The following is a 14551-nucleotide window of genomic DNA, read 5'->3' as shown; positions in this document are numbered from 1 at the left end:
ACCGGCTCGACGGGAGCCGGGGGTCGTGGGAAGTCAGGTCGGAGAGCATGGCGCAGGGCACGGTCAAGTGGTTCAACGCGGAGAAGGGGTTCGGGTTCATCGAGCCCGACGACGGCGGCGAGGACGTCTTCGTGCACTTCTCCGCGATCGCCGACGAGGGCGGCTTCCGCACCCTCGACGAGGGGCAGCGGGTCGAGTACACCGCCGGTCCCGGGCAGCGCGGGCCGCAGGCGGAGGCGGTGTCCCCGCTCGGGGGCGCCCGGCGCCCGGCCCGGCCGGAGCGTCGGGACGACCGGCGGGACGACCGGCGTGACCAGCGGCCGGCGCGGGGCTCCGGCGGTGCGGAAGGCACCGTGCGCTGGTTCAACGCGGAGAAGGGGTTCGGGTTCATCGAGCCCGACGACGGCGGGGACGACGTGTTCGTGCACTTCTCCGCGATCGCCGACGACGGCGGCTACCGCAGCCTCGACGAGGGGCAGCGGGTGGAGTTCACCGCCAGCCAGGGCCAGCGGGGCCTCCAGGCCGACTCGGTGCAGCCGCTCGGCGGCGGCGGCCAGCGCGGCGGCCGGGACAGCGGCCGGGACAGCTGGCGCGACGACCGGCGCGACGATCGGCGCGACGACCGGCGCGACCGGCGCCCGGCCCGCGGGTCGGGCGGTGCGGAGGGCACCGTGCGCTGGTTCAACGCGGAGAAGGGCTTCGGGTTCATCGAGCCCGACGACGGCGGCGACGACGTGTTCGTGCACTTCTCCGCGATCGCCGACGACGGCGGCTACCGCAGCCTGGACGAGGGGCAGCGGGTGGAGTTCACCGCCAGCCAGGGCCAGCGGGGCCTCCAGGCCGACTCGGTCCAGCCCCTCGGTGGCGGCGGGCAGCGCGGCGGCAGGGAAAGCGGCAGGGACAGCGGCCGGGACAGCGGCCGGGACAGCTGGCGCGACGACCGGCGTGACGACCGGCGGCCCGCGCGTCCTCGGGGGAGCTCGGGCGGCACCGGGGGCACGGTGAAGTGGTTCAACGCCGAGAAGGGCTTCGGGTTCATCGAGCCCGACGACGGCGGGGACGACGTGTTCGTGCACTACTCCGCGATCGCCGATGACGGCGGCTACCGCAGCCTCGAGGAGGGCCAGCGGGTGGAGTTCACCGCCAGCCCCGGCGAGCGCGGCCGGCAGGCCGACGAGGTGCACCCGCTCTGAGCGGACGGCCCCGTCCGGTCCGCCGGGCGGGGCCGTTTGCTCCCGCGGAGCTGGTGGGTAGCCGCGCCTGAGGCGGCGCAGCCCGCCGCTCGGCAACCAGGGGGGCAGCATGGGCAACACGGACAACCACGTCGTCGCGCAGGCGGTGCACGACCTCGGGTCGGCCCTGTGGTTCGGCGGGACGGTCATGGGCGTCGCCGGGGTCAACAAGGCCGGCAGCGACCTGACCCAGGGGATCGACCGGATCCGCGTGGCGAGCGCCGCCTGGGGCCGGTTCGCCCCGGCCCAGTGGGCCGGCATCGGCGCCACGCTGCTCGCGGGGCTGCGGCTGACCCAGGTGGGCGGCCGGAGGATGGCCCTGCAGGAGGGCTTCGCGCGCGTCGGCGCGCTCAAGGCGGGGATCGTGGTCGCCGGCGCGGCCGCCACCGGCTACTCGGCGTACTCCGGCAGCCGGATCGGCAAGCTGGCCGAGCAGGCGTACGCGCACGGCGAGCCGATCGAGGTGAAGGACGCCACGATCCCCACCGACGGCACGCCGGAGCAGATCGCCACCTGGCAGCGGCGGCAGCGGGTGGCCCAGTTCGTCGTGCCGGTGCTGGCCGGCGCCAACATCGTCTGCGGCTCCTGGCTGGTCCAGTCCTACCGGGCCGGCGCGACCGTGAAGGGCGTCCTGGGCCGTCTGCTGCCCGGCTGAGCCGCAGGTCCGCAGGCTCCCGAGAGCGCGCCTCCCCACCTGGCTGCCCGGGGCGTCCACGTCTACCGTGCCCGGCGACGGCCCGGGGAACGGAGGCACGATGACCGAGCCCGCGAGCCGCCGGTCCCGGGTGGCCGCCCGGCTGCGCGCCTCCCGGTTGTGGACCCGTCCGGGGTCGGCGGACGACGATCTCGACCCGTTGCCCCCCGTGCTCCCGGACGCACCCGCCGCCGACCCGGCTGGGGGAACCGGCTGGCCCGGTGCCCTCCCGCCCTGGTTCCGGCGCGGGGTGTTCCTCGTCCTCTCCGCCATCGCGCTGTTCCAGGTGGTGGAGTGGGCCTTCTGGAACCTGCGCGGCTTCCTCGGCCTGGTGTTCCTCTCCTGGCTCTTCGCGATCAGCGTCGAGCCGCTGGTCGCGGCGCTGGCCCGGCGCGGGATGCGGCGGGGGGTGGCGACCGGGCTGGTGCTGCTGGGCCTGGTCGGGCTGGTGGTGGCCTTCGGCGTCCTGTTCGGCGCGCTGCTCGTCGACCAGCTGGGCGCCCTGATCAGCGGGCTGCCCGACGCCGTCCGCAACGGCGTCGGCTGGGTCAACGACACCTTCGACACCGACTTCAGCCCCGCTGACATCGTGGCGTCCCTGCAGCTCACCCCGGGCCGGGTGCAGTCCCTCCTCCAGCAGCTCACGCCGGGCGTCGTCGGCATCGTGACCGCCCTGATCGGGCTGCTGTTCCAGGGCTTCACGTTCCTGCTGTTCGCCTACTACATGTCCGCGCAGGGGCCGGCCCTCCGGCGCTCGGTCTCCCGGCGGTTCCCGCCCCGGCACCAGCTGGTCATCGCCACGGTCTGGGAGATCGCGGTCCGCAAGACCGGCGGCTACGTCGTCTCCCGGCTGCTGCTCGCGCTGATCAGCGGGGTCATCACCGGCGTCGTCCTGGTGCTCCTGGACGTGCCGTACTGGCTGCCGCTGGCGATCTGGACCGGGGCGGTGTCCCAGTTCATCCCGACCATCGGCACCTACCTGGCGATCGCCGTCCCGGCGCTGATCTCGCTGTCCGGGGACCCGTCCGACGCGCTGTGGGTCATCGTGTTCGGCGTCGTCTACCAGCAGGTGGAGAACTACCTGATCGCTCCGCGGATCACCGCCCGCACCGTGGACGTGCACCCGGCCGTGGCCCTCGGCGCGGTGATCGCCGGCGCGGCGCTGTTCGGCGCCATGGGCGCGCTGGTGTCCATCCCGGTGGTCGCCGCGGTCCAGGCGGTGCTCGAGACCTACTGGCACCGGTACGAGCTGGTCGCACCCGACCACCCCGTCGTCCCGGTGGTCCCGGCCGCCAACGGGCCGGCCCGGGCCGAGGCGGTCCGGCCGGAGACGCCCGAGCCGACGGCCGACGGGCTCCCGGACGCGCCCCGGCCTGCGCCGGTCACCGACGACGAGGACATGCCCGAGCGCGACGCCCGCGGGACGGGGTAGCGGTCAGTCCGTCGTGGCCAGCGCCCGGCTGCGCCGGTGCGCCGCCATCCGCACGGGGGCGTCCGCGGCGCCGTACCCGTCGTAGCCGCCCAGGCGCTGGACCACCACCAGGAACACCCGGTCGCCGAGGACCCGGGTGACCAGCTGCAGCCAGCGGCCGTGCTCGTCCTCGTCGTAGAGCAGCCCGAGCTCGCGGATCGCGGCCAGCAGCTCGGGCGCGAGGTCGTAGCGGGCGTCGAGGTCGTCGGCGTAGTTGCCCGGGATCGTCAGCAGGGGCGCCCCCGCGGCCCGCGCGGCCCGGGCCGTGGCGACGACGTCCGCGCTGGTGAAGGCGACGTACTGCGGGTCGGGCACGCCGGGCGCCCAGGTGCCCCGGCGCAGCGCGCTCACGCTGAGCGCCAGCCGGACGGCGCGGGCCGGGTCGCTCACCGCGCGGGTGCGCACCAGGCCGAACGGCGCGGCGAACTCGCCGACCGCCTGCGGCTCCAGGCCCAGCACCGCCCGGTAGAACAGCGCCGCCTCGTCGAAGGAGTCGAACGGCTGGGTCAGCCCCACGTGGTCCACGCCGGTGACCCCGGCACCGGCGCCGGCGGGGGAGCCGGTCGGGAGGAAGTCGGCGGGCCAGCCGTCGGGACCGGTGCGGGTGAAGAACACCTGCGTCCCGTCGGGGGCCGCGACCGCCGACAGGTCGGCCTCGGTGGCGCCGCGGGTGCGGGGCAGCACCGGCGCCTTGAGGCACTCGGCACGCTGCGCGGACCGCGGTGGGTCGGCGCTCTCCAGGCCCAGGGCGGCGACCGACGCCACCCCGGTGGCCGACGGCCGGACGACGGAGGCGTTGAGCAGCACCCGCGCCCGCCCCTGCTCCCACAGCTGCACCGGCTTGGATCGGTGCTGTCCCGTGTGGGTGAAGCCCATCCCGGCGAGCGCCGCCGCGACCTCGGGCCCGGACACCCCGTCCACGGCGAGCTCGGTGAACGACCAGCCGGTCAGCGCCGGGGCGGGCGGCGCGACCGCGAGCTCCGGGTCCCCGCGGCGGGCGGCGAGCTGCTCCTGCAGCCACAGCAGCGACCGCATCGCGTCCACGGCCGTGCGGGCCGGGTCGGACTGCCGGTAGACGTCGTTGAAGACCTCCAGCGACAGCGGGCCGGTGTAGCCGGCGGCGAGCACCGAGTCCAGGAAGGCGGCCAGGTCGAAGGCGCCCTGCCCGGGGAACAACCGGTGGTGCCGGCTCCACTGCAGCACGTCCATCTGCAGCTGCGGCGCGTCGGCGAGCTGGAGGAAGAACAGCTTGTCGGCGGGGACGGCGGCGAACCCGGCCGGGTCCCCGCCGCGGGAGAGCACGTGGAAGCTGTCCAGGCACAGCCCGAGCGCGGGGGAGTCCGCGCGCCGGACGGCGTCCCACGACCGGTCCCAGGTGGAGACGTGCGTACCCCAGGCCAGCGCCTCGTAGGCGATCCGCAGCCCCCGCTCGCCCGCGCGCTGAGCGACCGCGGCCAGCTGCCCGGCGAGCTGGTCGGGGTCGGCGACCGCGTCCGCGGCCACCGAGGAGCAGACCAGCACCGTCGTCGTCCCCAGCTGCTCCATCACGTCGAACTTCCGCTCGGCCCGGCGCAGATTGCGGGCGAACCGCGCCGGGTCGGTGGAGTCCAGGTCCCGGAAGGGCTGGTACAGGTCGATCGACAGCCCGAGGTCGGCGCAGCGGGCCGCCAGCTCGGCCGGTGACCACGGCGCGGCGACGAGGTCGGGCTCGAAGACCTCGATGCCGTCGAACCCGGCGGCCGCCGCGGCGCCCAGCTTGTCCTCCAGCGTGCCGGACAGGCAGACGGTGGCGACCGCGCGGCGGAACGGCCGGTCAGACACGCGCGTCCACCCCCGGCTCGGCGACCAGCGTGGAGAAGTGGGCCCGCATCCGCTCGGCGTCCGGCTCCAGGCCGGTGAACAGGCGGAAGGCGTCGACCGCCTGGTAGACGGCCATGCCGCCGCCGTCCAGCACCCGGCAGCCCAGCGCGCGGGCGGTGCGCACCAGCTCGGTCTCCAGCGGCCGGTAGACCACGTCGGCGACCCACAGGGCCGGGCGCAGCAGCGCCGTGGGCACGGGGAGGCCGGGGTGCGCGACCATCCCGGTGGGAGTGGCGTGCACGAGGCCGTCGGCGGCGCTCACCGCGGCGTCCAGGCCGGTCAGGTCCCCGCCGCGCGCCCGGTCGGCGCCGAACCGGTCGGCGAGCGCCCCGGCCAGCGCGCCGGCGCGCTGCCCGTCGACGTCCAGGACGGTGAGCCGGCCGGTGCCCAGGGTCAGCAGCGCGTGCGCCACGGCCGCCCCCGCCCCGCCCGCGCCGAGCAGCACCACCTGGTCGGTGGGGACGTCGGCGAGCCCCCGGTCGAAGGACCGGGCGAAGCCGGACCAGTCGGTGTTGTGGCCGACCGCGCGGCCGCCGGTGAGGACGACGGTGTTCACCGCACCCAGGGCCGCCGCGTCCGGGGAGAGCTCGTCGAGGTGCTCCAGTACGAGCTGCTTGCACGGGTGGGTGACGTTCAGGCCGTCGAAGCCGAGCAGCCGCGCGGCGGTGAGCAGCTCCCCGACGGCGGTCGCCGGGAGCCCCAGCACGTCGAGGTCGAGGCGGCGGTACAGGTAGCGGACGCCGAGCTCGTCGGCCTCCTGCTCGTGCAGGGCCGGGGTCAGCGAGGGGCCGATGCCGCTGCCGATCAGACCGACCAGGAAGCCGGGGGAGCTGAGGGACACGAGCGGACCTCCGCGTCTGTACCAGTTGGTGAGTTGTGTCTCAGGGGACCACAGGATCCGGGCGGGCGCCAGCCCCCGTCCCGGACCATGCCCGGGGCGTCGAGCTCCGTCGCCCGTAGGCTCAGGGGCGACGCCGACCGTGGAGGAAGCCCGTGACCGCCCAGCCGACCGACGCCGCGCCGCCCGACGAGGCGGCGCTGCCCGGCGAGCGGATCCGCGACGCCGAGCGGACGAAGGCCGACATCCTCACCGTCGCGACCCGGGAGTTCGCCGACCGCGGCTACGCCGGTGCGCGGATCAACGAGATCGCCGACAAGACCAGCACCACCAAGCGGATGATCTACTACTACTTCGGCGGCAAGGAGCAGCTCTACATCGCCGTCCTGGAGCAGGCCTACAGCCGGATCCGCAGCCTGGAGCAGCAGCTCGACGTCGAGCACCTCGACCCGGTCGAGGCGATCCGCGAGCTGGCCGGGCTCACCTTCGACCACCACGAGTCGCACCCGGACTTCATCCGGCTGGTCAGCATCGAGAACATCCACCGCGCCGAGCACATCGCCCGCTCGGAGGTCCTCTCCGGCCTGGCGAACCCCGCGCTGGACGTGCTGGAGGCGATCCTGCGGCGGGGCTGGGCGGCCGGCGTCTTCCGTGAGGACGTCGACGCGCTGGACGTGCACCAGGTGATCAGCGGCTTCTGCGTCTTCCGGACGGCGAACCGGCACACCTTCGGCGCGATCTTCGGCCGCGACATGCTGGACCCGGCCCGCCGGGAGCACCAGCGGCGGCTGCTCGGCGACCTCGTCGTCGCCTACCTCACCGCCCGCTGAGGACGGCGGCGACCGGAACGGGTCCTGCTGACCGGTAGGGCCGAGCGGCCGAGCGGCGATGGCCCGTCCCCGGCGCCGACCGGGCGCCGGTGTCCACCCCGGGACCGAGTCGTCAGGGCCGGTCGGTGAGGACCTCGGCACCGTGGAGCGCTGCGAGCGCGATGATCCGGTCCGGATCGGGCGCGACGGTGCCGATCGTCAGCAGCTCCCCGAGGGACCGGTACGCCGGAGCCTGGTCGAGGCGAACGGTGAACGGCTGTGGGGCCATGATCGCCTCCTGTAGCGCGGGACCGCTGCTGGCAGCGTCCCGCAGGTCCTCCAGGTCGTCGAGTCCCCGCGTGGGCCCGTCGGGTCGGTCGCCGCTTCGTGCACGTGCAGGAGGAGTCGGCAGGGCGCCACACCCGTCCGGCGTCTGCGCGCTCCGTCCCCGGCCGTCGTTGCGACCCGGCCCTGACCTCCGACTCCGGGCCACCGTCGACAGCAGTCCGCGGGGGCACTTGACACGGTGACCCGGGTCACCTCACCATCTGGTACGTAACCAGTTGGTACATAGCCGCTGGACGAGCTCCTGCCCGAGAGGGCGGGCGTGTGGCAGCCGGGACCCCGGCGGCCGCGCGAACAGCCCTGCACCGCCGCACCGCTGTCCGACCGGGCCCGTCCCGGTCGCCCACCCGGCAGCCTTGCCCGCTGCCGCCGGCACCCCAGGAGACCTGACATGAACCCGACCCCCGCGCCGCCCGGCGGGACCGTGCCGGAGCGCACACCGCGCAAGGCCGCCCTCGCCAGCTTCGTCGGCAGCATGCTCGAGTACTACGACTTCTTCATCTACGGCGCCGCCGCGGGCCTGGTGTTCCCGCAGGTGTTCTTCCCGGAGAACGACCCGGCCACCGGCACGCTGCTCTCGCTGGCCACCTTCGGCGTCGCCTACGTGGCCCGCCCGCTCGGCGCCGTGGTCATCGGGCACTTCGGTGACGTGCTCGGCCGCAAGAAGATGCTGGTGCTGACGCTGCTGCTGATGGGCGTCTCGACGTTCGCGATCGGTCTGATCCCGTCCTACGCCGTCATCGGCGTGGCTGCCCCCATCCTGCTCGTGCTGATGCGCGTCCTGCAGGGGCTGTCCGCTGCCGGCGAGCAGAGCGGCGCCAACTCGATGACGCTGGAGCACGCACCCGAGGGTCGCCGCGGCTTCTTCACCAGCTTCACCCTCCAGGGCACCCAGGCCGGCCTGATCCTGGCCAACCTGGTCTTCCTTCCGATCGCGCTGCTGCCGGAGGACCAGCTGCTGAGCTGGGGCTGGCGGATCCCGTTCTTCCTGTCGGCCGTCGTCGTCGCGGTCGGCTACTGGGTGCGCCGCTCGCTGCCCGAGACCCCGGAGTTCGAGCGGGTCGAGCAGGAGCACACCGTCGCCAAGCTGCCCGTCGCCGTCCTGTTCCGCGACCACTGGGCCGCGGTGCTGCGGGTCGTGCTGTGTGCGCTCGTCTCCGTGGTGAGCACGATCGTCGGCACCTGGTCGCTGGCGCACGGCACCAACGTCGTGGGCATGGAGCGCTCGACCCTGCTGTGGATGGTCATCGCGGCCAACGTGGTCGCGATCGGCACCCTGCCGCTGTGGGCGATCCTGTCCGACCGGATCGGCCGCCGTCCGGTGTTCGCCTTCGGGGCGCTGGGCTCCGCCGTGGCGGTCTTCCCGTTCCTGTGGGCGCTGCAGCAGGGCAACGTCGGGCTGGTCTTCCTCTTCGGCATCCTGCTCTCCGGCGTCACGTACTCCGCGGCCAACGGCATCTGGCCTTCCCTGTACGGCGAGATGTTCGACACCCGGGTCCGGTACTCCGGCATGGCGATCGGCACCCAGATCGGCTTCGCGCTCGGCGGCTTCTCCCCGGCGATCGCGGCCGGCATCGTCGGCGAGGGGCCCAACGGCTGGCTGCCGGTGGCCTACCTGACCGCCGGGGCGGCCGTCATCGCCGGGCTGTGCGCTCTCACCGCCCGCGAGACTGCGCACATCCCGCTGGAGCAGCTCGGCCGGCCGGACGCCACCCCGCGCGACCGTCACCTCACCCACGCCTGAGACCGACCGACGGGGCCCCGGCCGACGGCCGGGGCCCCGTCCCGTGCACGGTGGAGGAACCCATGTCCCACGTCGTCCGCCTCTCCTCCGGGGAGGTCGCCGGCCGCCTCGACGGCGGGGTCGGCAGCTGGCGCGGCATCCCCTACGCGACGGCGGCGCGGTTCGCGCCGGCCGGTCCGGTGGTGCCGTGGTCCGGTGTCCGGGACGCCACCGGACCCGGCCCCGTCGGGCTGCAGTGGGCCGTCGGCGGCGGGCTGGTCGGTACCGAGGCCTGCCTGACCCTCGACGTGTACGCACCCGCGGAGGCGACCGTGCCGCTGCCCGTGCTGTTCTGGGTGCACGGTGGTGCCTTCGTGACCGGCGCGGCCGCCGACTACGACGGCTCCGTGCTGGCCGCCGCGGGTCCGTGCGTGGTCGTGGCGGTCAGCTACCGGCTGGGCCCGTTCGGCTTCCTGCAGCTCGGCACACCCGAGGACCCCGAGCCGAGCCCGGTGATGACCGACCTGCTCGCCGCGCTGGACTGGGTCCAGCGCGAGGTCGGCCGCTTCGGCGGCGACCCGGGGCGGCTGACCCTGGCCGGCCAGTCGGCCGGTGCCAGCTTGGTCTGCGCGCTGCTCGCCACGGACGCCGGCCGCCGCACCCGGGCCGCGGTCGCGTTGTCGGTCGGGGGGCCGCCGCTGGAGGCGGCCGAGGCGGTCGACGTCGCCGGCCGGGTCCTCGCCGAGCTGGGCCTGGCGCGGGAGGACCGCACCGCCCTGCGCGACGTGCCCGCCGCTGCGGTGATGGACGCGGCCCGCCGGGTGGCGCGCGCCAGCGACCGGGTGGGCGGAGCGGTCTTCGCCCCGGTGGTCGACGGCACGGTCCTGCCCGCGCGGCCGGCCGACGTGGTGGCGTCGGGCGCCCTCCGGGACGTCTCCGTGTGGTTCGGCTCCTGCCGGGACGAGATGACGTCGCTGCTGACCGCCGGCACCGACGGCGCCACCGCGGTGGCCCGCCGCCGGGTCGGCGCGGCGCGGTTCGACCGGCTGCTGGAGGTCTACGCGCGCACCGCGCGGCCGGGGGAGGACCCGCTGCGGTCGCTGCTGACCGACGAGATGTGGCTGGAGCCGGTCCGGGAGCTGGCCCTCGCGCAGGCCGCCGCCGGCGGCCGGGCCTGGCTGAGCCGGTGGGACCACGCGCCGTCGCTGCCGCCGTTCGACGCGCTCGGCCCCACGCACGGCGCGGACAACGCCTGCCTCTGGGCGGCTCCGCCGCGGTTCGTGGAGCGGCCGCTGCTCACCCGGCCGGGCGGGCCGATGAGCCCGGCCGACCGCACGGTGACCGAGGCCCTCCACGAGGCGGTGCTGGGCACGGTCCGCTCCGGGTCACCGGCCGCCGGGCTGCTGGCGGACTGGCCGACCTACCGGCCGGACGCCCACTGCACCGCGGTGTTCGACGCGGTACCACGCGTGGTGGCCGACCCCGCCGCGCAGCGCCGCCGGGCGTGGGCCGACCTCAGCGGCTGACGACCGACCGGCGCAGCACCCGGCCCAGCACCAGCGCGCCCAGCCCGGCCAGGACGACGGTCGACAGGGCGACCCGCAGCGAGCTCGCGTCGGCGACCGCGCCGATCAGCGGCGGGGAGACCAGGAAGCCGATCCGCAGCAGCCAGTTGGAGACCGCCAGGCCCAGGCCGGGCGGCAGGCCGGGCAGCTCGTCGGCGGCGTGGAAGACCGCGGGGACGAGGGTGGCCACGCCCAGTCCGGCCAGCGCGAAGCCGACCAGCGTGGTGGCCACCGAGGGGACGGCGAGGGCCAGGCCCATGCCCGCCGCGGTCAGCGCGCCGCCGACCCGCACCACCCGGCGCTGCCCGAACCGGTCGACGACCCGGTCCCCGGTGAGCCGGCCGACGGTCATCGCCACCGACATCGCGACGAAGCCCAGCCCAGCGGTGGCGGCGCCGGCGGCCAGCTCGGTGCGCAGGTACAACGCGCTCCACGAGGCGCCGGCGTCCTCGACGAACGCGCCGCAGGCGGCGAGCACGCCGAGGGCCGCCAGCGCCCACACCGCCGTCCGCCGGGGTGCGCGGTCGGCGGGTGCCTGGCCGGCGGCCGCGGCCGGGTGCTCGTCGTCGTCCCGGCCGGGGAGCATCCCTCGGCCGCTGAGCAGCGCCAGCACGCTGAAGGCGACCGCGGCGACGGCCAGGTGCACCGCCAGCGGCACGCCGAGCCCGGCGGCCGCCGACCCGAGCAGCCCGCCGGCCACCGCGCCGACGCTCCAGAGGCCGTGCAGGCCGTTGAGGATCGACCTCCCGTACAGCCGCTGGACACGGAGGCCCTGCGCGTTCTGCGCGACGTCCACGACCGCGTCCAGCGCGCCGGCGACGAACAGCGCGACTGCCAGCAGGCCCCAGTTCGGGGCGACCGCGACCGCCCAGAGCGCGACGGCGAGCAGCACCAGCCCGGCCGACGCGACCCGCCCGGACCCGAGCCGGCGGATCAGCGCCGCGGACGCCAGCCCGGCCAGCAGCGCACCGAGGGGGAAGGCGGCGATCGCCGCGCCGAGGGCGGAGTTGCTCAGCCCCAGCTGCTCCTTGACCTCCGGGAACCGCGGGACGAGGTTCGCGTAGAGGACGGCGTTGGTGAAGAAGCAGGCCGCGACGGCGAGCCGGGCCCGGCGCAGCCGGGTCGCGGGCAGGGTGACGGCGGTGCCCGCGGCGGTGGTCTCGGCGCTGCTCACGCGGACGTTCCCCGGGAGTCGGCCGGCCGCACCGCGCGGGCGACGATCTCGCGGGTCTGCGCCCGCGGAACCGGCCGGGTGGACAGGATCTTGTGCATCACCAGGCCCTCCACGAGGGCGTCCAGCCCGCGGGAGGTCGTGGGGTCGACGAACCGTTCGAGCACCGCGCGGCTGCGGCGCATCCACGACTCGGTCACCTCGCGCAGCGCCGGGTCGCGCAGCGCGGCCAGGTACAGCTCGTAGGCGATCGCCCAGTCGCGGTCGTCGGCACCGGCGTCGCCGTGCACCAGGTCGGTGACCGCCTCGACGAGGTCCTCGAGGCCGTGCACGTCGCGGAAGTGCGCCTCGTAGGTGACCGCCATCCGCTCCGCGTGCCGGCGGAACGCCTGGGCGCGCAGGTCCGCCAGGCTGCGGAAGTGGTAGGTCATCGAGCCGAGCGGGACGTCGGCGGCCGCGGCCACCAGCCGGTGGGTGGTGGCCGCGACCCCGTGCTCGGCGATGACGTCCAGCGCTGCTTCGAGGATCCGCTCGGCCCGCCGGGGGTCGTGGCGGCGGGCCGGCCGGGAAGCTCCGGCCACCTGGTCGACGTCCGTCATGCGTACGAGTGTACGCACTAGGCGTACAGCCGTACACAACTACCCGGCCCGCGGTTCAGGGGCCGCTGACGGGGCACCAGCACGGGCGTCCACGACCCCACGAGGAGGACCTGATGACCGAGCAGCCGAACCAGCCGGACAGCGTCGCCGAGGAGGAGGGGTCGCACGCGAGCACCGGCGCGGACGTCGACCAGCCCGGCGGTGGGGTCACCGAGGGCGAGACCACGGTCGACGAGGCGATCGGGAGCGGGGACGACGCCACCCGGTGACCGGGCACGACGCGACGGCCGGTCCCCGGCCTCCGGACGACGGACCGGCCGCGCGCCGGCTGCAGGAACTGCGGACCGGCGCCCCCGACGCGGCGACGGTGCTCGCCTGGTTCGACGAGCTGCCCGCCGTCGGCCTGGCGGACCTCACCGGCCGGTGGCGGGGGAGCGAGCTGCCCAGCGGCCACCCGCTCGACGGGCTGCTGACGGCGTACGGCTGGTACGGCAAGGAGGTGGTGGACCCGGAGACCGTGCACCCGCTGCTGTGGCAGCGGGCCGGCGGGCCGCCCGGCCCCATCTCGCTCGACCTCGTCCCGGTCCCCCTGCTCCGGGACTACGCACACCTGGCGCGGAACCCGCTCGCGCGGGCGGCCTTCGCCGCCCTCCGCCCGCTGCTCGGAACCGGCAGCCCGCGGGCGCGGGCCCGCCTGGTCGAGCACCGGGGAGTGCTGACCGCGGCCCTGGTCTACGACCGGCTGCCGGTCATCGATGTGTTCCGCCGGGTCACCGCGGACACGCTGCTGGGTGAGATGGACCTGCGCGGTCAGCCCGCGCCCTACTTCTTCACGCTCCACCGAGCGCCGGCGGCCGGTTGAGCTCAGCCGGGTGGCGCCTGGGTGGAGGCCACGATGGCGGCCGCGACGTCGCGCACCTTGCGGTTGGCGCGCTGGGACGCCGCCCGCAGGATCTCGAACGCCTCGTCCGGGCCGACGTGCCGCTGGGCCATCAGCACGCCCTTGGCCTGCTCGATCACGGCACGGGAGTGCATCGCGACGCTGAGGTTGTGCGCCTGGTGGTCGAGCTGGGCGTGCGAGTCGGCGTTGAGCACCGCGACCGCCAGGGCCTCGGCCACCTCGGTGCCGATCCGCACGGCGTCGGGCGAGGAGAACGCCGCGGGCGCCGCGGAGTACGCGGTGAGCGCGCCGATGCTCGACCCCTGGTAGGGCAGCGGCACGGCCAGGCAGCTGCGGACACCGAGTCCGGCCGCGCGGGGACCGACCGCGCCGAACCGGACGTCCGCGCGCAGGTCGTCGACCCGGACGACGACGCCACCCCGCGACGCGTCCAGGCAGGGCCCGCAGCCGAGCTCGTACTGCAGCTCGTCGACCTGCAGCGCCACATCCCCGTGATGGGCCGCCGTCAGCGCCCCGTCGTCGCGGACCAGCGTGAGCGAGGTGGCCTCGGCCTCGGGGATGGTGCGGGTGGCCAGGCGGAGCACCTCGAGGAGGACGTCGTCCAGCGACCGGTCGGGCAGCACGATCCGGCTCAAGTCGCGCAGCAGTTGTTGCACAGATCACATCTTGACGCGACCGGGGCCGGTGCGGCGGGGGCAGGGCCGGCCGACCCGGCGGGTTCAGCGGGGCGCGGGCGGGGACGCCGGCTGCTCCGCGGGCGCCTCCTCCGGGAGCAGGTGGCCGTCCAGCCGCAGGGCGGTCAGCGCCCGGCGCAGCCAGGCCCCCGGCTCGCGGACGGTCAACCGGGCGCCGTGCCGCAAGGCCCGGCGGTAGACGGTGGTGATCGCCCGCAGTCCGGCGATGTCGCAGAAGTGCAGGTCACGGGCGTCGAGCACCCATTCGCGGTGGTCGCCGGCGGTGAGCGCGGTCGCCGCGTCGAGCAGGTGGTGGGCGGTCTGGCGGTCCAGCGACCCGTTCAGCGCGATCCGGCCGGCGACCAGGTCGACGCGCACGGTCAGCTGGGCGGGCGACGCGCCCTCGGCGAAGGAGACGGGCAGCGGACGGGGGTGGGACGGGTGGAGGAGCACCCGGACGACCTCCTGATGGGGGTCGGGGTGGCGCGCTCCGCGACGAAGGCCGCGGACCACGCGCCAGGTCGGGCCGATCGGCCCCGGGCTGTGGGTTTCAACCCTGTCCGGAGAGGATATGGGGTGCGGTTCCGTACAGCAATGGCCTCGTCCCGGGCATGTGGGATTCGGCTGGCCGGGACGCGGGCGCGGGGGCAGAGTCGACCTGCCGGGGCC

At 75.5% G+C, this 14551-nt stretch carries 15 protein-coding genes and 3 pseudogenes; 11 read left to right on the top strand and 7 right to left on the bottom strand.

Annotated features, from left to right (window positions below; translation table 11 throughout):
• Positions 1-47: 47 nt before the first annotated feature.
• The 6 genes and pseudogenes from HL189_RS21180 to HL189_RS21155 form a co-directional block, all read left to right on the top strand.
• Positions 48-242 (top strand): annotated as a pseudogene (locus HL189_RS21180) (cold-shock protein); the annotation flags it as partial.
• A gap of 111 nt (positions 243-353) precedes the next feature.
• Positions 354-536: pseudogene (locus HL189_RS21175) on the top strand (cold-shock protein); the annotation flags it as partial.
• A gap of 135 nt (positions 537-671) precedes the next feature.
• Positions 672-854, top strand: a pseudogene (locus HL189_RS21170) (cold-shock protein); the annotation flags it as partial.
• Between the two features lie 147 nt (positions 855-1001).
• Positions 1002-1193, top strand: coding sequence for a cold-shock protein (locus HL189_RS21165; RefSeq protein WP_369135732.1), 192 nt, complete (start codon positions 1002-1004; stop codon positions 1191-1193).
• A gap of 109 nt (positions 1194-1302) precedes the next feature.
• Positions 1303-1887 (top strand): hypothetical protein, encoded by a 585-nt coding sequence (locus HL189_RS21160; RefSeq protein ID WP_369135711.1) that lies wholly within the window; start codon positions 1303-1305, stop codon positions 1885-1887.
• A gap of 100 nt (positions 1888-1987) precedes the next feature.
• Positions 1988-3358: an AI-2E family transporter gene (locus HL189_RS21155; RefSeq protein WP_369135710.1), complete on the top strand. Its 1371-nt coding sequence runs from the start codon at positions 1988-1990 to the stop codon at positions 3356-3358.
• 3 nt (positions 3359-3361) lie between these two features.
• Here the strand turns inward: HL189_RS21155 and HL189_RS21150 are convergent, their stop codons facing one another.
• Both HL189_RS21150 and HL189_RS21145 read right to left on the bottom strand, forming a co-directional pair.
• Positions 3362-5218 carry a TIM barrel protein gene (locus HL189_RS21150; RefSeq protein WP_369135709.1) on the bottom strand — a complete coding sequence of 619 codons (1857 nt, stop codon included), beginning with the start codon at positions 5216-5218 and terminating at the stop codon, positions 3362-3364.
• A complete protein-coding gene (locus HL189_RS21145) occupies positions 5211-6098 on the bottom strand; it encodes a shikimate dehydrogenase (RefSeq protein ID WP_369135708.1) in 888 nt (295 codons plus the stop codon). Before HL189_RS21145 ends, HL189_RS21150 begins: the two co-directional genes overlap by 8 nt.
• Before the next feature lie 152 nt (positions 6099-6250).
• On the opposite strand from HL189_RS21145, the gene HL189_RS21140 reads away from it, so the two are divergent.
• Positions 6251-6925, top strand: coding sequence for a TetR/AcrR family transcriptional regulator (locus HL189_RS21140; RefSeq protein WP_369135707.1), 675 nt, complete (start codon positions 6251-6253; stop codon positions 6923-6925).
• A 112-nt stretch (positions 6926-7037) separates the two neighbouring features.
• Here the strand turns inward: HL189_RS21140 and HL189_RS21135 are convergent, their stop codons facing one another.
• Positions 7038-7193, bottom strand: a complete 156-nt coding sequence (locus HL189_RS21135; protein WP_369135706.1) for a hypothetical protein — start codon at positions 7191-7193, stop codon at positions 7038-7040.
• A 447-nt stretch (positions 7194-7640) separates the two neighbouring features.
• Between HL189_RS21135 and HL189_RS21130 the strand changes: the two genes are divergently transcribed.
• Together HL189_RS21130 and HL189_RS21125 are read left to right on the top strand one after the other, a co-directional pair.
• Complete coding sequence (locus HL189_RS21130) at positions 7641-8993, top strand: MFS transporter (protein WP_369135705.1); 1353 nt, start codon at positions 7641-7643, stop codon at positions 8991-8993.
• 62 nt (positions 8994-9055) lie between these two features.
• Positions 9056-10498, top strand: a complete 1443-nt coding sequence (locus HL189_RS21125; protein WP_369135704.1) for a carboxylesterase family protein — start codon at positions 9056-9058, stop codon at positions 10496-10498.
• On the opposite strand, the gene HL189_RS21120 is transcribed toward HL189_RS21125, so the two are convergent.
• Positions 10488-11711, bottom strand: a complete 1224-nt coding sequence (locus HL189_RS21120) for an MFS transporter (RefSeq protein WP_369135703.1) — start codon at positions 11709-11711, stop codon at positions 10488-10490. The genes HL189_RS21125 and HL189_RS21120 overlap by 11 nt on opposite strands.
• Positions 11708-12307: a TetR/AcrR family transcriptional regulator gene (locus HL189_RS21115; RefSeq protein ID WP_369135702.1), complete on the bottom strand. Its 600-nt coding sequence runs from the start codon at positions 12305-12307 to the stop codon at positions 11708-11710. Before HL189_RS21115 ends, HL189_RS21120 begins: the two co-directional genes overlap by 4 nt.
• Positions 12308-12420: 113 nt before the next feature.
• Between HL189_RS21115 and HL189_RS21110 the strand changes: the two genes are divergently transcribed.
• Together HL189_RS21110 and HL189_RS21105 are read left to right on the top strand one after the other, a co-directional pair.
• Entirely contained in the window at positions 12421-12576 is a 156-nt protein-coding gene (locus HL189_RS21110) for a hypothetical protein (protein WP_369135701.1), read from the top strand.
• Positions 12573-13169 (top strand): DUF4334 domain-containing protein, encoded by a 597-nt coding sequence (locus tag HL189_RS21105; protein WP_369135700.1) that lies wholly within the window; start codon positions 12573-12575, stop codon positions 13167-13169. Before HL189_RS21110 ends, HL189_RS21105 begins: the two co-directional genes overlap by 4 nt.
• 2 nt (positions 13170-13171) lie before the next feature.
• Here the strand turns inward: HL189_RS21105 and HL189_RS21100 are convergent, their stop codons facing one another.
• On the bottom strand, positions 13172-13864 hold the full coding sequence (locus HL189_RS21100) for a GAF and ANTAR domain-containing protein (protein ID WP_369135699.1): 693 nt from the start codon (positions 13862-13864) through the stop codon (positions 13172-13174).
• Positions 13865-13927: 63 nt separating this feature from the next.
• Positions 13928-14335: an STAS domain-containing protein gene (locus HL189_RS21095; RefSeq protein ID WP_369135698.1), complete on the bottom strand. Its 408-nt coding sequence runs from the start codon at positions 14333-14335 to the stop codon at positions 13928-13930.
• Between the last annotated feature and the right edge of the window lie 216 nt (positions 14336-14551).

This window comes from Modestobacter sp. I12A-02662 (assembly GCF_041028325.1).
GTDB lineage: Bacteria > Actinomycetota > Actinomycetes > Mycobacteriales > Geodermatophilaceae > Modestobacter.
Note: the sequence above shows the minus strand (reverse complement) of the source record. Positions and strands in the feature narration are given on the sequence as shown.